At 70.8% G+C, this 21,256-nt stretch carries 14 protein-coding genes; 4 read left to right on the forward strand and 10 right to left on the reverse strand.

Annotated elements, in window-relative coordinates:
* Positions 1-48: 48 nt before the first annotated feature.
* The 4 genes from ABEA46_RS06310 to gatC all read right to left on the reverse strand — a co-directional run bounded on the left by ABEA46_RS06310 (position 49) and on the right by gatC (position 4,753).
* Positions 49-1,311, reverse strand: coding sequence for a DNA polymerase IV (locus tag ABEA46_RS06310; RefSeq protein WP_345543525.1), 1,263 nt, complete (start codon positions 1,309-1,311; stop codon positions 49-51).
* A gap of 91 nt (positions 1,312-1,402) precedes the next feature.
* On the reverse strand, positions 1,403-2,920 hold the full coding sequence (gene gatB, locus ABEA46_RS06315; protein WP_345543526.1) for an Asp-tRNA(Asn)/Glu-tRNA(Gln) amidotransferase subunit GatB: 1,518 nt from the start codon (positions 2,918-2,920) through the stop codon (positions 1,403-1,405).
* Positions 2,920-4,440, reverse strand: a complete 1,521-nt coding sequence (gene gatA / locus ABEA46_RS06320) for an Asp-tRNA(Asn)/Glu-tRNA(Gln) amidotransferase subunit GatA (protein ID WP_345543527.1) — start codon at positions 4,438-4,440, stop codon at positions 2,920-2,922. Before gatA ends, gatB begins: the two co-directional genes overlap by 1 nt.
* 13 nt (positions 4,441-4,453) lie before the next feature.
* Positions 4,454-4,753 (reverse strand): Asp-tRNA(Asn)/Glu-tRNA(Gln) amidotransferase subunit GatC, encoded by a 300-nt coding sequence (gatC, locus tag ABEA46_RS06325; protein ID WP_345543528.1) that lies wholly within the window; start codon positions 4,751-4,753, stop codon positions 4,454-4,456.
* Positions 4,754-4,845: 92 nt separating this feature from the next.
* Between gatC and ABEA46_RS06330 the strand changes: the two genes are divergently transcribed.
* On the forward strand, positions 4,846-6,546 hold the full coding sequence (locus tag ABEA46_RS06330) for a long-chain-fatty-acid--CoA ligase (RefSeq protein WP_345543529.1): 1,701 nt from the start codon (positions 4,846-4,848) through the stop codon (positions 6,544-6,546).
* Between the two features lie 38 nt (positions 6,547-6,584).
* On the opposite strand, the gene ABEA46_RS06335 is transcribed toward ABEA46_RS06330, so the two are convergent.
* From ABEA46_RS06335 to ABEA46_RS06350, 4 genes are all read right to left on the reverse strand, one after another.
* Positions 6,585-7,076: a DUF4262 domain-containing protein gene (locus tag ABEA46_RS06335; RefSeq protein WP_345543530.1), complete on the reverse strand. Its 492-nt coding sequence runs from the start codon at positions 7,074-7,076 to the stop codon at positions 6,585-6,587.
* A 76-nt stretch (positions 7,077-7,152) separates the two neighbouring features.
* Entirely contained in the window at positions 7,153-9,486 is a 2,334-nt protein-coding gene (ligA, locus tag ABEA46_RS06340) for an NAD-dependent DNA ligase LigA (protein ID WP_345543531.1), read from the reverse strand.
* Between the two features lie 40 nt (positions 9,487-9,526).
* A complete protein-coding gene (mnmA, locus tag ABEA46_RS06345; protein WP_345543532.1) occupies positions 9,527-10,624 on the reverse strand; it encodes a tRNA 2-thiouridine(34) synthase MnmA in 1,098 nt (365 codons plus the stop codon).
* A 9-nt stretch (positions 10,625-10,633) separates the two neighbouring features.
* On the reverse strand, positions 10,634-11,818 hold the full coding sequence (locus tag ABEA46_RS06350; protein WP_345543533.1) for a cysteine desulfurase family protein: 1,185 nt from the start codon (positions 11,816-11,818) through the stop codon (positions 10,634-10,636).
* A gap of 103 nt (positions 11,819-11,921) precedes the next feature.
* Here ABEA46_RS06350 and glgX point away from each other — a divergent pair, with 103 nt between their 5' ends.
* The 3 genes from glgX to glgB are packed head-to-tail and all read left to right on the forward strand — an operon-like array spanning position 11,922 to position 18,321.
* Positions 11,922-14,006, forward strand: coding sequence for a glycogen debranching protein GlgX (gene glgX / locus ABEA46_RS06355; RefSeq protein WP_345543534.1), 2,085 nt, complete (start codon positions 11,922-11,924; stop codon positions 14,004-14,006).
* Positions 14,007-14,062: 56 nt separating this feature from the next.
* The gene (locus tag ABEA46_RS06360) at positions 14,063-16,147 is read left to right on the forward strand and encodes a maltotransferase domain-containing protein (RefSeq protein ID WP_425563164.1); all 2,085 of its coding nucleotides are present in this window, start codon (positions 14,063-14,065) and stop codon (positions 16,145-16,147) included.
* Entirely contained in the window at positions 16,144-18,321 is a 2,178-nt protein-coding gene (gene glgB / locus ABEA46_RS06365; protein WP_345543535.1) for a 1,4-alpha-glucan branching protein GlgB, read from the forward strand. Before ABEA46_RS06360 ends, glgB begins: the two co-directional genes overlap by 4 nt.
* A 36-nt stretch (positions 18,322-18,357) precedes the next feature.
* Here glgB and ABEA46_RS06370 read toward each other — a convergent pair whose 3' ends face one another.
* Both ABEA46_RS06370 and ABEA46_RS06375 read right to left on the reverse strand, forming a co-directional pair.
* Positions 18,358-19,311 carry a tetratricopeptide repeat protein gene (locus ABEA46_RS06370; protein ID WP_345543536.1) on the reverse strand — a complete coding sequence of 318 codons (954 nt, stop codon included), beginning with the start codon at positions 19,309-19,311 and terminating at the stop codon, positions 18,358-18,360.
* Complete coding sequence (locus tag ABEA46_RS06375; protein WP_345543537.1) at positions 19,308-21,215, reverse strand: DUF8094 domain-containing protein; 1,908 nt, start codon at positions 21,213-21,215, stop codon at positions 19,308-19,310. The genes ABEA46_RS06370 and ABEA46_RS06375 overlap by 4 nt, the downstream gene beginning before the upstream one ends.
* Positions 21,216-21,256: the final 41 nt, after the last annotated feature.

Consider the following 21,256-nt stretch of genomic DNA (forward strand, 5'->3'; position numbering starts at 1 on the left):
CGTCGGCGCTCCGGCACAGACGGCCGGCCCGCCGAGCGACCGATCCGGTCAGCCCTGATCGAGTCGCGGCGCGGGCGGACTCGACGGCAGAGTGGTGCCGCCGCGCGAGCCGAGCAGGGTCGCTCGGGTGACGGCTCCGCGGCCGAACCGGGCTGTCGCGTCGTCGAGAGCGTCCTCCAGCCGTCGCCAGCCCTCATCGTCGTCCCAGAGGGCGGGAACGGCCGAACCCGACGGACGGAGCTTCTCGGCGCGCACGCCGATCAGCCTGATAGGCAGCGACCGATCGATCGACGCGAACAGCTCGTGTGCGGCATCCCCGATCCGCTGGCCGACAGCCGTGGGCTCAGGCAGTGTCTGCGACCGCGAGATCGTCGTGAAGTCGGCGAAGCGCACCTTGATGGCGACGGTGGATGCCTCCCACCCGTTGCTGCGCAGCCGGGCGCCGACGCGGTCAGCGAGACGGCGCAGCTCGGAGCGCAGGATCGTCGTGTCGCCGACGTCCTCGTGGAACGTCTCTTCGTGGCCGATGCTCTTCTCGACCCGCGTCGTGTCGACTTCGCGGGCGTCGATGCCGCGGGCCAGGTGCCAGATCCGCTCCCCCATGGCGGGGCCGAGCGCGCGGTCGAGCACCTCTCGCGGTGTCTCGAGCACATCCGAGATGGTGTGGATGCCGCGTCCTTCGAGCGCCTCGGACGCTTTGGGCCCCACGCCCCACAGCGCTCGCACCGAGCGCGGTGCGAGGAACGCGGCAGTGTCGGCCGCGGCGATGATCAGCAGCCCGTCGGGCTTGCTGATGGTGGACGCCATCTTCGCGACGTGCTTGGTCGCGGCCACGCCGATGCTGCAGGTCAGCCCCGTCTCGTCGAGGACTCGACGGCGCAGCATGCGTGCGATCGTGGCAGGACTCCCCCACAGCCTGCCTGCGCCGCTGACGTCCAGGAACGCCTCGTCGATCGACAGCGGCTCGACCAGCGGCGTGACATCTCGGAAGATGCGCATCACCTGCGCCGACATCTCGAGGTAGCGCTCGAAGTGCGGCGCGACGACGACGGCGTGCGGGCACAGTCGCAGCGCCTGTCCGACAGGCATGGCGGACCGTACGCCGAATCGCCGCGCCTCGTACGACGCACTGGAGACGACGGACCGGCTCTCGGGAGCGCCGATGATGATCGCCTTGCCCCGCAGCGACGGGTCGTCGAGCTGCTCGACCGACGCGTAGAACGCGTCCATGTCGACGTGGAGGATGCCCGCACCGGTGTCGTCCGCACCTTCCGGCGAGACGAGCCGGCCCGTTCCGTCGCCGCGCCCCATGGCTCGATCCTTTCAGGGAGCTCCGACATCGGACAGTGGGGCGAGTCCCGGAAGGACCCGCCCCACGTCGAGGTACCGCCATGCCGTCCGATCAGGCGGAGCCGGCGCGCTCCAGGACCAGTTCACGCACGCGCGCAGCGTCGGCCTGGCCCTTCATCGCCTTCATCACGGCACCGATGACGGCGCCGGCGGCCTGCACCTTGCCGTCGCGGATCTTCTCCAGCACGTCCGGCTGCGCCGCGAGGGCTTCGTCGATCGCGGCGATCAGCGCGCCGTCGTCCGACACGACAGCGAGGCCGCGGGCATCCACGACCTCCTGTGGCGTTCCCTCGCCCGCGATGACCCCCTCGAGCACCTGGCGGGCGAGCTTGTCGGTGAGGGTCCCGGCGTCGACGAGAGCCTGGAGAGCGGCAACGCCTGCGGGCGTGACCAGGTCGACGGCCTCGGCCTGCTGGGCGTTCGCGATGCGGGTGATCTCACCCGTCCACCACTTGCGGGCGGCGGCCGGTGCGGCGCCTGCGGCGATGGTCGCCTCCACCGCGTCGATCAGACCGCCGTTGACCACGTCCTGGAACTCCAGGTCGGTGAAGCCCCAATCGGACTTCAGCCGGCGACGGCGCACGGCCGGCTGCTCGGGCAGCGCGGCACGCAGCTCCTCGATCAGCTCGGGCGCCGGAGCGACCGGCAGCAGGTCGGGCTCCGGGAAGTAGCGGTAGTCGTCGGCGTCGGACTTCGGGCGCCCCGGCGACGTGGTCCCCGTGTCCTCGTGCCAGTGACGCGTCTCCTGCGTGATCGTGCGCCCGGCGGCGAGGATCGCCGCCTGACGCTGGATCTCGTAGCGCACCGCGCGTTCGACCGAGCGCATCGAGTTGACGTTCTTCGTCTCGGTGCGGGTGCCGAGCTTCTCCTGCCCCCGCGGGCGCAGCGACACGTTCGCGTCGCAGCGCAGGTTGCCGCGCTCCATGCGGGCCTCCGAGATCCCCAGCCCGATGACGATGTCGCGGATCGCGCGGACGTACGCCGCGGCGAGCTTGGGGGCGTTCTCCTCGGCGCCGAAGATCGGCTTGGTGACGATCTCGACCAGCGGCACGCCGGCGCGGTTGTAGTCGACGAGCGAGTACTCGGCGCCCTGGATGCGACCGGTCGCGCCGCCGACGTGCGTCAGCTTGCCGGCATCCTCTTCCATGTGGGCGCGCTCGATCGGGATCTGCACGAGCGTGCCGTCCTCGAGCTCGACCTCGACCTGCCCCTCGAAGGCGATCGGCTCGTCGTACTGCGAGATCTGGTAGTTCTTGCCGAGGTCGGGGTAGAAGTAGTTCTTGCGCGCGAAACGGCTCGACGGCGCGATCGAGCAGCCGAGCGCGAGGCCCAGGCTGATCGAGTACCGCACCGCCTGCTCGTTGACGACCGGCAGCGCACCGGGCAGTCCCATGTCGACGGGGGCGACGAGCGTGTTCGGCTCGGCATCGTGCTGCGACGGGTGTGCCGGGTTGGGCGACGACGAGAACATCTTGCTCTCGGTGTTGAGCTCGACGTGCACCTCGAACCCGAGCACCGGCTCGTACCGCTCCAGCGCCTCGTCGAAGTCCATCAGCTTGTCCTTCGCCATCAGCGGGCACCTCCGTTCGCGCCGAGGACCGGCGCCCTGTCGAGGAGCGGACCGCCCCACGAGTCCACGAGCAGCGCTTCGAGGGCCGCGCCCACGCGGTACAGCCGCGCGTCCTCGTACGCGGGTGCGAGGAACTGGATGCCGACGGGCAGCCCGTCCTCGGCGGCCAGGCCCGAGGGGATCGAGATGCCGGGGACGCCCGCGAGGTTCGCGGGGATCGTCGTGACGTCGTTGAGGTACATCTGCAGCGGGTCGTCGATCTTCTCGCCGATCTTGAACGCCGTGGTGGGCGCCGACGGCGTCGCGATGACGTCGACCTGCGCGAACGCGTCCGCGAAGTCGCGCTGGATGAGCGTGCGCACCTTCTGCGCCGAGCCGTAGTAGGCGTCGTAGTACCCGGCCGACAGCGCGTACGTGCCGAGGATGATGCGGCGCTTGACCTCTTCGCCGAAGCCCGCGTCGCGGGTGCGCGCCATGACGTCCTCGACAGTCCCGCCCGGCACGTCGACGCGCATGCCGAAGCGCACCGAGTCGAACTTGGCCAGGTTGCTGGATGCCTCTGCCGGGAGGATCAGGTAGTACGCGGCGACCCCGTACTCGAAGTGCGGAGCGCTGATCTCGACGATCTCGGCGCCCTGCGCCTCCATGGCGGCCAGCGAGGCGCGGAACGACTCCGACACGCCCTGCTGGAAGCCGCTGTCTGGAAGCTCGCGGATGACGCCGACCTTGAGGCCCTTGAGCACCTCGCCGGTGGCGCCCTCGCGGGCCGCGGCGGCGAACGACGGCCACGCGTGACTCAACGAGGTCGAGTCATGCGGGTCGTGCCCGCCGATGACGTCGTGCAGCAGACCCGAGTCGAGCACCGTGCGGGTCACGGGACCGACCTGGTCGAGGCTGGAGGCGAGGGCGATCGCGCCGTACCGGCTGACCGCGCCGTACGTCGGCTTGAGACCGACCGTGCCGGTCACATGCGCGGGCTGCCGGATCGAGCCGCCCGTGTCGGAGCCGAGCGCCAGGGGCGCCTCGAACGCGGCGACCGCGGCCGCGGAGCCGCCGCCCGAACCGCCCGGAATACGCTCCAGGTCCCACGGGTTGCGAGTCGGGCCGTAGGCGGAGTGCTCGGTCGACGACCCCATGGCGAACTCGTCCATGTTGGTCTTGCCGAGCGGCACGAGACCCGCGGCGCGGGCGCGTGCGACGACGGTCGCGTCATACGGCGACAGGTAGCCCTCGAGGATCTTCGAGCCGCTCGTCGACGGCATGTCGGTCGTGACGAGCACGTCCTTGATGGCGAGCGGCACGCCGGCGACGGGGCTGAGCTCTTCGCCCGCGGCGCGGCGGCGGTCGATGTCGGCCGCCACCTCCAGCGCGTGGTCACTGACGTGGAGGAAGGCGTGGATGTCGGCATCCACCGCCGCGATGCGGTCGAGGTGCGCCTGCGTCGCCTCGACGCTCGACACCTCGCGCGCGGTGAGCTTGTCTGCGAGCGCGGCGGCGCTCAGCTTCGTGAGATCAGTCACTGTCGGTGCCCCTCTACTGTTCTTCGCCGAGGATCGCGGTCACGCGGAAGCGGCCGTCCGCGGCGTCGGGGGCGTTCTGCAGCACCTGCGCCGGCGTCAGCTGACCGCCCGCCACATCCTGGCGGAACACGTTCTGGAGGGCGATCGGGTGGCTCGTCGCGGGAACGTCGGGCGTGGCGACCTCGGACACCTTGGCGATGTTGTCGACGATGACGTCGAGCTGACCGGTCAGGCGCTCGACCTCCTCGTCACTCAGCTGGATCCGGGCGAGCACACCGAGATGGCGCACGAGATCGGGGGTGATTTCAGACACCCGTCAAGACTACCGGGGCCCGCCCGCGACCCACCGCCGGTGTGCGCCGCCGCTCCGGCGGTGGAACGCGGCCCCGGCGTAGGCTGATCCGCGTGACGACATACGACCCGCCGCGGCCCTGGACCGCCAGCTATGCCGACGGCGTCCCGGAGGACCTCGCCCCCGTGACCGGATCGCTCGTCGACATCGTCGACGCGTCCGCGCGCGACTACCCCGATACCGCAGCCCTGCAGTTCTTCGGGCGTGAGACGTCGTACCGCTCGCTGCACGAGCAGATCGAGCGCGCGGCCGCGGGGCTGCGCGACCTCGGCGTCCGGGCCGGGGACCCCGTCGCGATCGTCCTGCCCAACTGCCCGCAGCACATCGTCGCGTTCTACGCGATCCTGCGCCTGGGCGCCGTGGTCATCGAGCACAACCCGCTGTACACGCCACGCGAGCTGCGCAAGCAGTTCGAGGACCACGGCGCCAAGCACGCGATCGTGTGGACCAAGGTCGTGAAGACCATCCAGGACTTCCCCGCCGATCTGGCACTCACGAGCCTCGTCTCGGTGGACGTGACGAAGGCCATGCCGTTCGGCACGCGGCTCGCCCTGAGCCTGCCCATCGCGAAGGCGCGCGAGGCGCGGTCCGCACTCACCGAACGCGTCTCGGGCACCGTGCCGTGGGAGCAGGTCGTCGGCACCGCCGCCTTGCCGGCATCCCACCCGCGGCCTGCGACCGACGACCTCGCGCTCATCCAGTACACGAGCGGCACGACCGGAACCCCGAAGGGAGCAGCGCTGACGCATCGCAACCTGCTCTCGAACGCCGCGCAGGCGCAGGCGTGGGTGCCGTCGATCGTGCGCGGAGACGGTTGTGTCGTGTACGCCGTGCTGCCCATGTTCCACGCCTACGGCCTCACGCTGTGCCTCACGTTCGCGATGTCGATGGGCGCGCGCCTCGTGCTGTTCCCGAAGTTCGACCCCGACATGGTGCTCGAGGTCACCAAGAAGCACCCCGCGACGTTCCTGCCCCTGGTCCCGCCGATCGCCGAGCGCCTGCTGCGCGCAGCGAAGGAGAAGGGCGTGTCGCTCGCCGGCACCGAGGTGGCGATCTCGGGAGCCATGGCTCTCCCGCACGAGCTCGTGGTGCCCTTCGAGGCCGCCACCGGAGGCTACCTCGTCGAAGGGTACGGCCTCAGCGAGTGCTCGCCCGTGCTCATGGCAAATCCCGTCGCCGACAACCGCGTGCCCGGCACGGTGGGCTTGCCGATCCCGGGCACCGAGTGCCGCGTCGTCGACCCCGACGACCCCACGAAGGATGTGCCCCGCGGTGAGCGCGGCGAGCTGCTCGTGCGCGGGCCACAGGTGTTCAGCGGGTATTACGGCAAGCCCGAAGAGACCGAGGCGGTGTTCGTCGACGGCTGGTTCCGCACCGGCGACATCGTCACGATCGACGACGCGGGATTCGTGCGGATCGTCGACCGCATCAAGGAGCTCATCATCACGGGCGGCTTCAACGTCGCGCCGACCGAGGTCGAGAACGCGCTGCGCCAGCACCCGCAGGTCGATGACGCGGCAGTCGTCGGCCTGCCCAGCGAGCACTCCGGTGAGGAGGTCGTCGCGGCCATCGTCGTCTCGCCCGGCGAGGAGATCGACGTCGAGGCCATTCGCGACTTCGCCCGCGGCATCCTCACCCCCTACAAAGTGCCCCGCCGCATCTACGTCGTCGACGAACTGCCCACCTCCCTCATCGGAAAAGTGCTGCGCCGGCAGGTGCGCGACCGCCTGCTCGCCCTCACCTCGGGTTCCTGACACCCGCTCAGCGCACACCCGCACCCTCGACCGTGCCGTCAGGCGCGGAACGTTCCCGGCCGCGGCTGGAGCCATGCGGCGGTGTCGTACCCGTCGTCCCACGGGAACCGGCCGTCGCGGTCGTCGTACGTCAGCTGAAAGACCGGCACCGAGTGCAGATCGGCGCGCTCGTAGTAGCTGTTCGCGGCGAACACGATCTCGCCCGGATTGGGCACCACTTCGACGGCCACCCGATGCCGCCAGCCGGCGAACGCGAGGATCTGCCCGGCCCGCAGGTCTTCGCCGGCACGCACGCGCGCCGAGACGTCGTCGAGCAGCAGCGCCGAGGTGCGCGGGTCGAGGCCGAACACGAGCAGCTCGGGGTGCCCGAGGCCGAACAGCCCGATCGTGTAGGCGTACGGCGCCTCGCGCTTCTGCAGGTCGCCGAACACGTACTCGTTGCTCGTGCCGTGTGCGCGGATCGTCTGCGCCGTCCGCCGGTCCTCCTGGTCCAGCCACCCGAGCGACGACGGGGTGAGTGCAGTGGTCATGGGGGTCCTTTCGTCGATGACATCGACGTTAGAACATACCTACGACACTGGCGTGGGACTCGATCGCTCTGACTGCTCAGCCCGCGTCGGGATCGAGCGCCCCGAGCGCCGCCGGTCCTTCCGTCACGAGGATGCGGAACTGTTCGGCGTCGAGGATGCGGATGCCGAGCTCTTCGGCCTTCGCCAGCTTGGAGCCGGCGCCCGGCCCGGCGGCGACGAAATCCGTCTTCTTCGACACGCTGGAGGCCGCCTTGCCCCCCGCGTTCAGGATCGCCTCCTGGGCGCCCTCACGCGTGTACCCCTCGAGCGAGCCGGTCGCCACGACCGTGAGCCCTTCGAGCACGCCGCCCTCGACGACGGCCGCGCCCGGACCGGGATGCCCCGGCGTGGCCCACTGCACGCCGGCGAGCGTCCACTCGTCGACGATGTCGCGGTGCCAGTCGACCTCGAACCACTCCCGCAGCGAGTCGGCGATGATCCCGCCCACGCCCTCGACCTGCGCCAGCTGCTCGCGGTCGGCGGAGCGGATGGCGTCGAGCGAGCCGAACCACTGGGCGAGAGCCCGAGCGGCCACCGGGCCGACGTGCCGGATGTTGAGCGCGACGAGCAGGCGCCACAGCTCCTTCGTCTTCGCCTTCTCGAGCTCCGCGAGCAGCTTCACCGCGGCTGCAGAGGGCTGCGACCCCTGAACCCCCTGCTTCTTCTCGGTGGCGGTCGGGTTGCGCCGGAAGGGCGCACGACGCACCGGCTCGCCGGTCTCTTCGTCGACCTTCAGCTCACCGGTCTCGGCATCCCTGACGATCACCGAGATCGGCACCAGGTCGTCGAGCGACAGCGAGAACAGCCGCGCCTCGGTCTGCAGCGGCGGCGTTGCCGGTGCTTCTGCCTGGGTGAGGGCAGCAGCCGTCACCTCGCCGAGCACCTCGATGTCGAGAGCGCCGCGCGATCCGATGTGCTCGACACGCCCTCGCACCTGCGCAGGACAGGACCGCGCGTTCGGGCAGCGGAGGTCGATGTCGCCCTCCTTCGCGGGGCGCAGCGGGAAGCCGCACTCGGGACAGTTCGCCGGCATGACGAACTCGCGCTCGGTGCCGTCGCGCAGCTCGACGACGGGGCCGAGCACCTCGGGGATGACGTCGCCCGCCTTGCGGAGCACGACGGTGTCGCCGATCAGCACGCCCTTGGCGCGCACGACGTCCTGGTTGTGGAGGGTCGCCTGCCGCACGACGGACCCGGCCACGCGCGCGGGAGCCATGACGGCGTACGGCGTGGCACGGCCGGTGCGCCCCACCGACACGACGATGTCGAGCAGCTTCGTGTTCACCTGCTCGGGCGGGTACTTGTAGGCGATCGCCCAGCGCGGCGCCCGGCTGGTCGCACCCAGCTCGTCGTGCAGTGCGAGCTCGTCGACCTTGACCACGATGCCGTCGATCTCGTGCTCGACGTCGTGCCGGTGCTCGCCGTAGTAGGCGACGAACTCGAGCACTCCGTCGATGTCGTCGGTCGTGCGGAAGTAAGGGCTCGTCGGCAGTCCCCACTCGGCCAGCAGGCCGTACGTCTCGCTCTGCGAGTCGACGGGCGGGCGGCTCCACGCGCCGATGCCGTGGACGAACAGCCGCAGCGAATCCAGGCGCGCCTGCCCGGCTTCGAGCTCGAGGCCGTCCTTCTTGTCGAGCTGCTGGCGCAGGCCGCCCGACGCAGCATTGCGCGGGTTCGCGAACGACGGGAAGCGACGCTCGGCGCTCTGCCGGGCCTTGGCCTCGTCGAAGGACCGACCGCGTGCACGCGTCTCTTCGACCACCCGATCGCGCATGTCGGCCTGCAATGCGTTGAGGCGCTCGAACGCGGCGACCGGGATGAAGACCTCGCCGCGCACCTCGACGATGTCGGGGTGCCCGGTGCCGGCCAGTCGCTGCGGGATGCCGGTGACGCGCACCGCATTGACCGTGACGTCCTCACCGACCCTGCCGTCCCCCCGCGTCGCGGCCGAGGTCAGCACGCCGTCCTCGTAGCGCAGGCTGATGGCGAGCCCGTCGATCTTGAGCTCGGTCAGCCACCGCACGGTACGGCCGGCGGAGGCCTGCGCCTTGACGCACCATTCGCGCAGCTCTTCTGGGCTGAACACGTTGTCGAGGCTCAGCATGCGCTCGGCGTGCTCGACCGGTGCGAACATCGAGCTCTCGGCCGCGCCGACCGTCTGCGTCGGCGAGTCCTGGCCCTGCAGCTCGGGGTGCAGGCGCTCCAGCTCTTCGAGCCGATGCATCCACCCGTCATAGGTGGCGTCGTCGACCAGCTCGGCGTTGCGGCCGTAGTAGGCGTCGCGTGCGCCGATGATGCGGTCGGTCAGGTCCTGGGCTTCGACCCGCGCGGCATCGAGTCCGGCGTCGGCGGGGAGTGCGGCATCCGTCACCCCGCCAGTCTAGGAGGGGTCGCCGACACCGCCAGGGCGCTCAGGCCGGGAGAGGGACCGCCGACACGGTGGTGGCGATCGTGAACTGGCCGATCACGCGCGTGCCGTCGTACAGCACCGCGGTCTGGCCCGGTGCGACGCCGTCGAACGGGGTCTCGGGCACGACGGTGAGGCGTCCGTCGGCGAAGGTCGCCGTGGCAGGGACCGGATCGGCGTGCGCACGGATCTGCACGTCGCACGCGAACTCGCCCTCGGGCTGCGGGCGCCCGGCCCACGAGTGGCGCTCCCCTGCGATCTCTGCGGTCGCGAGCGCCTCCTTGGGGCCGACCACCACGGTGTTCGACACGGGACGCACTTCGAGCACGAACCGGGGCTTGCCGTCCGGCGCGGGGACGCCGAGCTGCAGCCCGCGCCGCTGGCCAACCGTGAACGCGTGCGCACCCTCGTGCGTGCCGATGACGGCACCCGTGCGATCCACGATGTCGCCCTGCTCGGCGCCGACCTTCTCGGCCAGCCACCCGCGCGTGTCGCCGTCGGGGATGAAGCAGATGTCATGGCTGTCGGGCTTGTGCGCGACGCTGAGCCCGCGCTCCTCTGCCTCGGCGCGCACGAGCGCCTTGGAGGGCGTGGAGCCGAGCGGGAAGTACGTGTGCGCCAGCTGCTGGGCGTCGAGCACCCCGAGCACGTAGGACTGGTCCTTGGCGGAGTCCGAGGCGCGGTGCAGCTCCAGCCCCTCAGGAGCGTCGACGAGGGTCGCGTAATGCCCGGTGCAGACGGCGTCGAAGCCGAGCTCGATCGCCCGCTCGAGGAGCGCCGCGAACTTGATCTTCTCGTTGCAGCGCATGCACGGGTTCGGGGTGCGACCCGCGCGGTACTCCGACACGAAATCCTCGATGACGTCGTCGCGGAAGCGCTCCGAGAAGTCCCACACGTAGAACGGGATCCCGAGGCGATCGGCCGCACGCCGTGCGTCCATGGCGTCCTCGATGGTGCAGCAGCCCCGACTGCCGGTGCGCAGCGTTCCGCCGGCGCGCGAGAGCGCCAGGTGGACGCCGACGACGTCGTGGCCCGCCTCGACGGCCCGCGCGGCCGCGACGGCGGAATCCACTCCACCGCTCATGGCCGCAAGGATCCGCATGGGTCCAGTCTACGAACCCCGGCCTGGACGCGGGCCGGATGCCGCACGCGCGCGCTGCACAGCCTCCGGGAGGGCCGCCAGCACGGCTTCCACATCGTCGGCGGTGGTGGTCCGGCCGAGAGTGAGCCGCAGCACCTGCCGCGCCTCGACATCGCTGCGGCCGAGCGCGATGACGACGTGCGACGGCTCCGGTACGCCGGCCTGGCACGCCGACCCGGTCGACACCGAGATGCCCGCGCGGTCCAGCAGGAACAGCAGCGTCTCGCCCGACGCCCCCGGGAACAGCACGTGGGCGTTGCCCGGCACGCGGTCGACCGGGTCGCCCAGCAGCTCCGCCCCGGAGATCGTCGCGTGGATGCCGCCCACCAGCCGCTCCCGCAGCGCCGCGAGCCTGACGGCCTCGGCCTCACGCTCGGCCTCGGCGAGCTCGGCGGCGACCGCGAAGGCCGCCGCACCGGCGACGTCCTGCGTGCCGGCTCGGAGGCGTCGCTGCTGCGCCCCGCCGTGGACCAGCGCGGTGAGCTCGGCGGCGCGCGACACGATGAGCGCGCCGACGCCGGCGGGCCCTCCGATCTTGTGGGCCGAGACGCTCAGCGCCACGAGCCCGGCGCGTCCCTTCACAGCGCCGCGCCACCGGCGGAACGAGACGGGCACATGGCCGAAGGCCGCCACCGCGTCCAGATGCAGCGGCACCGCCGCAGCAGCCGCGGCCTCCGCGAGTCCTGCCGCATCGTTGACGGTGCCGACCTCGTTGTTGGCGACGAGCGCGGTGGCCAGGGCCGCGCCCGGGAGCGCCTGTGCGAAGGCGTCGACGGGGATCCGGCCCACCGCGTCGAGCCCGAGGTGGCGCACCTCGGCGCCCTGCGCGTGCAGCCACTCGACCGCGTCGAGCGTCGCATGGTGCTCGCCGTCCGGCAGCACCACGACGTCGCTCGAGGCGTCACGCGCCCACCACAGGCCTTTCACGGCCAGGTTCACCGCTTCCGTGCCGCCGGAGGTGAACACGACCTCGATCGGGTCGGCGTCGATGACTGCGGCCAGCCGCTCGCGCGCCTCCTCCAGCGTGCGTCGCGCGTCCTGGCCGGCACCGTGGATCGAGGACGCGTTGCCGACCTCGGAAGCGGCGGCCACCCACGCGTCGCGGGCCTCCGGTCGCAACGGCGCGGTCGCCGCGTGGTCGAGGTACACAGGCACCCGGCATCCCTCCACTCACGTCCATGACTGCACCCGAGTGCCGTGCCGTATGGGACCCGGTCCCGTAACGCCACCGACTCGGACCATGGTTATGGTAGTCCGCATGGTGAGCCCGGAGACCGTCGTCACCCACCCCGCCACGGGCCTGCTCCGCCCCGGACTGGACGGGCTGGGCGTCGAACTCGTGCCCGGCGGCGCCCGGCTGCGCGTGTGGTCGGCAGCTGCCGACGCGGTCGAGCTCGTCGTGTTCGACGACACGGATCTGGACTGGATCACCGCCACGGAGCCGCTCGTGCCCGTGGGAGAGGGCGTGTGGGAGGTCACGTCGTCGCTGCTGCGCCCGGGCACGCCGTACGCGATCCGGGTGGATGGGCCGCAAGGTCCCGGGAACACCTTCAACCGCGGCACCCTCCTGCTCGAGCCGTACACGAAGGGGCTCGTGCGCACCGGCTACGACGGCTGGCGCTCGGTGGTCGTCGAGGGCTCGTTCGACTGGGGCGAATCGCGCAAGCCGGGCATCCCACTCGATCGCACAGTGCTGTACGAAGGCCACCTCAAAGGGCTGTCGAAGCGGCATCCTGATCTTCCCGGCGCCCTGCGCGGCACGTATGCGGGCCTCGCCCACCCGGCCATGGTGCAGCACTTCCTCGACCTCGGCGTCACCAGCATCGAACTGCTCCCCGTGCACGCGTTCACGACCGAGCCGCGCCTGCTCCAGCACGGCCTGGCGAACTACTGGGGCTACAACACGCTCAACTTCTTCACACCGCACGCGGCCTATGCCACCGAGGAGGCGCGCCGCCAGGGTCCTGAGGCGGTGCTGCGCGAGTTCAAGGGCATGGTGAAGCTGCTGCACGAGGCCGGGCTGGAGGTGATCCTCGACGTCGTGTACAACCACACCGCCGAAGAGGGGCTCGGCGGACCGCGGTCGAGCCTGCGCGGCATCGACAACCGGGCGTACTACCGCCAGCAGGACGACGGGGCCTACATCGACGTCACCGGGTGCGGCAATTCGCTCGACACCTCGACCGACGCCGCCGCCCGTCTGGTGCTGGACTCGCTGCGCTACTGGGCCGAGGAGGTGCAGATCGACGGCTTCCGGTTCGATCTGGCGGTGACCCTCGGCCGCGACGCGACGCACGAGTTCACGGCCCAGCATCCGCTCCTGCGCGCGATCGCCGACGACGCCGTGCTGGGCGCCACCAAGATCATCGCCGAGCCGTGGGACGTGGGCATGGGCGGCTGGCAGACCGGCGGTTTCGGCGCCGGCTGGAGCGAGTGGAACGACCGCTACCGCGACCGCGTGCGCAACTTCTGGCTGAGCGACGTCGACTACGCTCAGCGCGCCGGCGTGTCGCCGGTCGGCATCGGCGGCCTCGCACATCGGCTCGCGGGGTCGGCAAACACCTTCGACGACGAGCGCGGCCCGCTGGCCGGCATCAACTTCGTCACCGCCCACGACGGCTTCACGCTGCGCGACCTGGTGTCGTACGACGTCAAGCACAACCACGCCAACGGGGAGCACGGCCGTGACGGCGCCGACACCAACCGCTCGTTCAACCACGGTGCCGAGGGACGCACCGGCGACCCGGTCATCCTCGCGACACGCCGCAAGGCGATGCGCAACCTCATGGGAACGCTGCTGCTGTCGGCGGGCGTGCCGATGATCACCGCCGGCGACGAGCACGCACGCACCCAGAACGGCAACAACAACGCCTACTGCCACGACTCCGACCTCACCTGGCTGCGGTGGGAGCACACACCCTGGCAGCAGGACCTGTACTCCCACGTGCGGCACCTGCTGCGCCTGCGACGTGAGAACCCGGCCCTGCGTCCGAGCAGGTTCGCGCGTCTCGGCGAGCACACGCCGTCCGCATCGGTGATGGAGTGGTACGACGAGCACGGCGAGACCATGTCGATCGAGCGCTGGACCGACCCGTCCCACCGCACGCTGCAGTACGTCGCGAGCTCGACGCCGGAGGTCGAGGACTTCAACCGGATCCTGCTCATGATCCACGGCACCGAGCGACCGATCGAGGTCACCCTGCCCGACGCCGACGGCGTGACACGGTACGTGTCGCTGTGGTCCAGCGCCGACGAGACGCCCGCGGAGGACGGCAGGGTGTTCGCCCCGGGCGATGTCGTCTCGCTTCCCGGCACCTCGATGCACCTGTTCCGCGCCGAGTGAGGCACGCTTCGGTCACGTCGGTGTCGCCTGACTCTGGGGAACGGTAGGTTCGAGACGTGGTCACGACGACGCGCTCCGCGCGCTCCCGCCCGTGGCGGAGCGCCTCGGCCCTCCCTGTCCGCGATGCCCGCGCCTGGCAGCCCGACCCCGACACCGTCGCGCGCCGGATCCCGCTGGCCCGGCCGTTCCCCGCCGTCCCCTGGGGCGACTACCGCCCCACCGGGTACGAGGGCGAGGTGGTGCCGTTCCGGGTGACCGCGTTCCGCGAGGGGCATGACCGCATCGGCGTGCAGCTGCGACTCTTCTCCCCCTCGGGCGACGAGTCGCTGCACCGCCTCGATGCGCTCGACGACGGCTTCGACCGCTGGCAGACACAGGTCGCGCTGCTCGAGCGGGGCGTGTGGCGCTTCCGGTTCGAGTCGTTCGGCGACGACTTCGCCACGTGGCGGCACGCGGCATCCGTCAAGATCGCGGCGGGGGTGGATGCCGCCCTCATGCGGGAGCTCGGAGCACTGCTGTTCGACCGCGCCGGCGCCGAGAAAGGACGCCCCGCGGCCGAGAAGAGGGCGCTGGCAGCGGCTGCGGCATCCCTCCGCGATCCAGAGCTCGACGACGACGGCGCGCTCGCGATCGTCGACGACCCCGCGATCGCGACGCATTTCCGGCAGCGCCCGGTCATGTCGCTCGTGACCCTCGGCGAAGACCTCGAGCTGCTTGTGGAGCGGGAACGCGCCGGCGTCGGTGCGTGGTACGAGTTCTTCCCCCGCTCCGAGGGCGCCCGGCGGCTCAAGGACGGCACGATCAAGAGCGGCACGTTCCGCACCGCGGCCAAGCGCCTGCCTGCCGTCGCGCAGATGGGGTTCGACGTCGTGTACCTGCCGCCGATCCACCCCATCGGCACGCTCAACCGCAAGGGGCCGAACAACACCCTCGACGCCGGGCCCGGTGACCCCGGATCGCCGTGGGCCATCGGCTCGGCGGCCGGCGGTCACGACACCGTGCACCCCGACCTCGGTTCGCTCGCCGACTTCCGCGCGTTCGTGCGCGCGGCGCGTGCGGAGGGACTGGAGATCGCCCTCGACCTCGCGCTGCAGGCCGCGCCCGACCACCCCTGGGTCGCCGAGCACCCCGAGTGGTTCACGACACTGCCCGACGGGTCGATCGCATTCGCCGAGAACCCGCCCAAGAAGTACCAGGACATCTACCCGGTCAACTTCGACAACGACCCGGCGGGCATCCGCGCCGAGGTGCTGCGCATCGTGAAGCACTGGATCGCGCAAGGCGTGCACATCTTCCGCGTCGACAACCCGCACACCAAGCCGCTGCAGTTCTGGGAGTGGCTGATCAGGACCATCACCGATGAGCACCCCGACGCGGTGTTCCTCGCCGAGGCGTTCACACGGCCCGCGCCCATGCAGAGCCTCGCCGCCGCGGGCTTCCAGCAGAGCTACACGTACTTCACGTGGCGCAACACGAAGGTCGAGCTCGAGGAGTTCCTGACGGGGCTCTCGCACTCCACCGACGCGTTCCTGCGCCCGAACCTCTTCGTCAACACGCCCGACATCCTCACCGAGTACCTGCAGTTCGGCGGTCGCCCGGCGTATCGCATCCGGGCCGCGATCGCGGCCACCGCGGCCCCCACGTACGGCGTGTACGCCGGGTACGAGCTGTACGAGAACGTCGCGCGCCCGGGTTCGGAAGAGAACATCGACAACGAGAAGTACGAGTACAAGCTCCGCGACTGGGCGGGTGCCGTCCAGCACGGCGACTCGCTCGCGCCGTACTTCGAGAAGCTCAACGCCATCCGGCGCGCGCACCCCGCCCTGCGCCAGCTGCGCAACCTCAGCGTCCACTGGAGCGACGACGACGCGATCCTCGTGTACGTCAAGCGCCTCGATGCGGCCCTCTCCCCCGACGGCCGCGCCGATACCGTCATCGTCGTCGTCAACACCGATCCCCATTCGGTGCGCCAGACGATGGTCCATCTCGACACCCGCGTGTGGGGCGTCGAGCCGGGCACCCCGTACGAGGTCGAGGATCTCGTCACCGGCGCGCGCTGGACGTGGGCGGAGCACAACTACGTGATGCTCGACGCGTTCACCGAGCCCGTCCACATCCTGCACGTGAAGGAGTCCCGATGACGCCCTCCGACCAGCTCCTCGACGCCGTCGCGGCAGGCTCGCACCACGACCCTCACGCCGTGCTCGGCATCCATCCCGACACCGACGCCGAGGGGACCGCCACCTGGACGATCCGCGCCCGCCGTCCGCTGGCCCGCAGCGTCACCGCAGTCTTCGACGACGGCACGCGCATCCCGCTGGAGCACGTGCGCTCGGGCATCTGGGAGGGCACGCGCGCCGGCTCACGCGGCCGGTACGAGCTGGTCGCGACGTATGCGCAGGGCCCCGACTACGTGGCCGACGACCCGTACCGCCACGGCCCGACGATCGGCGAGCTCGATCTGCATCTCATCGGTGAAGGACGCCACGAGGAACTCTGGCGCGTCCTCGGCTCGCACGTGCGCACCGACGACGGCAGCCCGGGCGTGTCGTTCGCGGTGTGGGCGCCCAACGCCCGCGCCGTCCGGGTGGTGGGCGACTTCAACGGCTGGGACGGCCAGGGTCACGCGATGCGTTCCATGGGCGCGACCGGCGTGTGGGAGCTGTTCATCCCCGGCCTCGGCCCCGGCACCGCGTACAAGTACGAGATCCGCAGCCGGGCGGGCGAGTGGGTGCTCAAGGCCGATCCCATGGCCCGTTTCGCCGAGGTCCCCCCTGCGACGGCGTCGGTGGTCGTCCACGCGTCCTACGCGTGGGGCGACGCGGCGTGGCTCGACGCCCGGGCCAAGAGCGCACCGGTGTCCAAGCCCATGTCGGTGTACGAGCTGCACTTCGGCTCGTGGCGTCAGGGGCTGTCGTACCGGGATGCCGCAGACCAGATCATCGAGTACGTCACGGCGCAGGGGTTCACGCATGTGGAGTTCCTGCCGCTGGCCGAGCACCCGTTCGGCGGCTCGTGGGGGTACCAGGTGACCGGCTACTACGCCCCGACGAGCCGGTTCGGCCACCCGGACGACCTGCGGTACCTCATCGACCGGCTGCACCAGGCGGGCATCGGCGTGATCATGGACTGGGTCCCCGGGCACTTCCCCAAGGACTCGTTCGCGCTGGCCCGCTTCGACGGCGAGCCCCTCTACGAGCACCCGGACCCCCGGCGCGGCGAGCACAAGGACTGGGGCACGTACATCTTCGACTACGGCCGCAACGAAGTGCGCAACTTCCTCGTCGCGAACGCGCTGTACTGGTTCGAGGAGTTCCACGTCGACGGTCTGAGAGTGGATGCCGTCGCCTCGATGCTCTACCTGGACTACTCCCGCAGCGACGGCGAGTGGGAGCCCAACATCCACGGCGGTCGCGAGAACCTCGAGGCCATCCGCTTCCTGCAGGAGGTCAACGCGACGGCCTACAAGCGCTACCCCGGCATCGCGATGATCGCCGAGGAGTCCACCAGCTTCCCCGGAGTGACCGCCCCGACCAGCCAGGCCGGGCTCGGGTTCGGCTTCAAATGGAACATGGGCTGGATGAACGATTCGCTCGAGTACATCAAGCGGGATCCCGTGCACCGCTCGCACCACGAGGGCGAGCTGTCGTTCTCGTTCGTCTACGCGTTCAGCGAGAACTATGTCCTGCCCATCAGCCATGACGAGGTCGTGCACGGCAAGGGGAGCCTGTTCGGGCGCATGCCCGGCGACCACTGGCAGAAGCTCGCCAACATGCGCGCGTTCCTCGCGTACATGTGGGGGCATCCCGGCAAGCAGTTGCTGTTCATGGGGCAGGAGTTCGGTCAGCTGTCGGAATGGTCCGAGGGCCGCTCGCTCGACTGGTGGCTGCTGGACCAGCCGAGCCATGCCGAACTGCTGGGGTTCGTCGGCGCACTCAACCGCGTCTACCGCGACAACTCCGCGATGTGGGCCCGCGACAGCGACGGCGCCGCATTCTCACGCCTGGGTGCGCCCACGTGGAACCCGAATGTGATCGTCTTCGCGCGGCGCGACTGGCATGGCAACACCGTCGTGGTGGCCGCGAACTTCTCGGGCACTCCCCTGTCGGCGTACGAGCTCGACCTGCCTGAGAGCGGCGTGTGGCACGAGATCCTCAACACCGACTCGCAGACGTACGGCGGGTCGGGCGTGGGCAATCTCGGACTGGTCCACGCCGCGGAGGGCGGTCGGGCGACGCTCGTGCTGCCGCCGCTGGGCGTGCTGTGGCTGCGCCACGAGACCGCAGCGCACGTGCCCTCGCCCACCAGGGGCTGAGGGGACGTCGGGAGCGGGGCCGCGCCGGCCCTTCTCTCAGAACAGGAGCGAGGCCAGGCGGCCGCGCGCCGTGGCGACACGCGGATCGGCGTCGCCGACGAGCCCGAACAGCTCGAGCAGTCGCTCGCGCACCGGGCCGCGCTCGTCGGTGGGAAGCTGGGCGAACAGGTCGAGCAGACGACCGAAGGCGTCCTCGACGTGGCCGCCGGCGACATCGAGGTCGGCGACCGCGAGCTGAGCCCGCACGTCGGCCGGTGCCGCCGCGGCCGCCGCACGCGCCTCCTGCAGGTCGAGCCCCTGCACACGATCGAGCAGACGCACCTGACCGAGACCGGCCCGGGCGTCCTCGTCGCGGGGGTTCTCCGCCAGCGCCTTCTCGTACGCGACGATCGCGCGCGCGAAGTCGCCGGCCTCGATGGCGTCGTACGCCTCGGCGTGGAGCGGCGGCAACGGCGCCTCTTCGGGCTCACCCGGCGCGGCATCCTCCTCGCCGTCGACGACGGCCGTGCCCGTGACGCCGTTCTGCGCCGCGACCTGGAGCAGCTGCGCGAAGACCTCGCGCACCTGCTGCTCGGGCACGGCGCCGGTGAACAACGGCACCGGCTGACCCGCCACGAGCGCGACGACCATCGGGATCGACTGGGCACGGAACGCCTGAGAGAGCTGCGGGTTCGCGTCGACGTCCACCTTCGCGAGCACCAGACGCCCGCCCAGCTCGGCGACGACCCGCTCGAGGATGGGGCTCAGCTGCTTGCACGGCCCGCACCACTCGGCCCACAGATCGACGACGATCGGCACCGTGCGCGAGAGCTCGAGCACCTGCGGGAACGTGTCGTCGGTGACGTCCAGCACGAGCGACGGGACGGCGACCGCCGCCCCTGCGCCCTCAGGAGCCTGCGGCTCCCCGGGCGCGCCCGGCGCCGGACGATTGCGCAGCGACGAGAGGTCGACCGCACCGCGGACCGCGGCGCCGAGGGAGGGATCGCTCAAGGGATGACCTTCGCTTCGAGGATGGCGGACGAGTAGCCGAGCAGGCGGATCTTCTCGTTCGACCCGGGGCCCGGGACGTAGAAGAACACCTGGTCGCTGTAGGTGGTCGTGGTGCCGGTCGCGGACTGCGTCGCGCCCGCGAGCGCGGCAACCGTCGCGTTGTTCGTGATGACGGCGTCGGCAGTGGTGGGAGTCGCCGTGTCGGTCTCGTCGATGTTCACGGCAACGATCGCGCCGCTCTCGACGGTCTGCAGTGCGAAGGGCGCCTGCGTGCCGGCGGCGGCCTTGAACAGGAGGGTTCCGGTCTGCGCCGTGGTGAGGGCCGTCGTGTTGAAGTCGGCCAGACGGCGGACGCGATCGGCGGCGATGCTGGTGCGGAGCTGGTCGCCGTCCGACTCGAACATCGAGTAGTACTGGCTGGCCTCGCCGTTGTCGATGATGTCCGCGTATGCGGTCGCGACGTCCTGAGGAGCGAGGGTCAGGAACGGCGAGTCCGGCTCGACCTGCGCGGCGCCGATGTAGGTGGGCGCCAGATTGGGCAGCGTCGTAGAGGCCTCGAGGTTCGCGATGTACGACAGCCGGTAGTCCGACCACGGATCCGCCTGCGACATCACCATGATGCTGGAGGTCTTCGACTCCTCGTCGGCGCCGACCACGATCACCGAGCGGGGCCAGTCGTCGTACGCCTGCGGCAGGATCACGCTGAGCGGCTTGGCGTGGATCGGGTCCGGCACCTTGTAGTCCGCGATCTGCGAGCGCAGCTTGTAGTTGGTGTCGCGTGCCGCCAGTGCCGCACCCGACATGCGGGTCTCGGCGAGGTCGCCGTCCATCGCGGCGTCGGCGTCGGCCACTGTGGCGGCGATGCGCGTGAGGATGCGCTCGGCCTGCGCCTTGGTGACGGCCGGCGCCTGCTGGCCCTCGGGTGCGATCACGGTCGCCGTGGGGCTCGGCGTCGGCGAAGAGCCGAACTGCGGCCACGCATCGGCGGAACAGCCGCTGAACAGCAGGGCGGACACCGCCACGACGGGAACGACGGCGAACGCTCGTCGGCCACTGGCGACCGCGCGACGACGCGTCGGCGCCTGGCTGCTGATCACGCCCTTGTCGTCATCGTCGATCATCGAGATGTCGATCGGCTCGGTCACCGGGAGGGGAAGGCCCTTGCGGCGCGGACCGCGGCGGCGACGCACGTGCCGGATTCCGAGGATGTAGAGGAACACGCCGACGGCCATCAGGATGCCGCCACCCACGATGAGGGGTCCGGCCCAGGGGGTCGACGTCTGCAGCGGCCACGTGACGGTGACCTTGCTGGGGGCCGGAGCGGTGCCGTCGGCGGCGACCAGGACGCTCATGCCCTCGGGAAGCTGGAGCGGGGCGATCAGCAGATCCTTGTTCGTGTACTCGTCGAGCCAGAGGTCGGAGCCTGCGGGGTTGCGGCCGGTCACGACCGCCGGGTCGGTGCCCTCGACCGGAGCGACGGCGTCGCCCGCGGCTGCCGGGTCGGTCGTCGCGGCAGCGGGATCCGTGGTCGCGGCGGGATCGGTGACGGCGGGATCGGTCGTGGCGGCGGGATCGGTCGTCTCGGGCTCGACCAGGGTGGTCTTGATCGTGCCGTTCTTGCTGACAGTCACGCGGTTGTAGGTCGCGTCGGCGAGCCAGTCCTCCATGTCGGAGGTGCGCCCGTACGACGCGAAGAGGTCGCCGTCGGCCTGCGCCCGCAGCGTCTGCGTGCCCGGCATCTGGTTCAGGACGGCACCGTCGATCAGCATGTAGGGAGCATCGTCCTCGACCGAGATCGCCGCCGTCTCGGTCTTGGGTCCCTCGAAGATCGTCCGTTGGGCGATGCCCGCACCGATCATCACGGTGGCGAGCACGAAAGCCGCCACGGCCCACACGAAACGCACGAAGAAACCCTTTCCCGGGCGCACGGAGGCGTGCAGCCCTT

This window comes from Microbacterium jejuense (assembly GCF_039544225.1).
Lineage (GTDB): Bacteria > Actinomycetota > Actinomycetes > Actinomycetales > Microbacteriaceae > Microbacterium > Microbacterium jejuense.

Bases quoted from the DNA above. Each gene is read 5' to 3' on its own strand.
- ABEA46_RS06310 (WP_345543525.1), bottom strand. From the start codon at position 1,311: ATGGGGCGCGGCGACGGAACGGGCCGGCTCGTCTCGCCGGAAGGTGCG.
- gatB (WP_345543526.1), bottom strand. From the start codon at position 2,920: ATGGCGAAGGACAAGCTGATGGACTTCGACGAGGCGCTGGAGCGGTAC.
- ABEA46_RS06335 (WP_345543530.1), bottom strand. From the start codon at position 7,076: ATGACCACTGCACTCACCCCGTCGTCGCTCGGGTGGCTGGACCAGGAG.
- mnmA (WP_345543532.1), bottom strand. From the start codon at position 10,624: ATGCGGATCCTTGCGGCCATGAGCGGTGGAGTGGATTCCGCCGTCGCG.
- glgX (WP_345543534.1), top strand. From the start codon at position 11,922: ATGGTGAGCCCGGAGACCGTCGTCACCCACCCCGCCACGGGCCTGCTC.
- glgB (WP_345543535.1), top strand. From the start codon at position 16,144: ATGACGCCCTCCGACCAGCTCCTCGACGCCGTCGCGGCAGGCTCGCAC.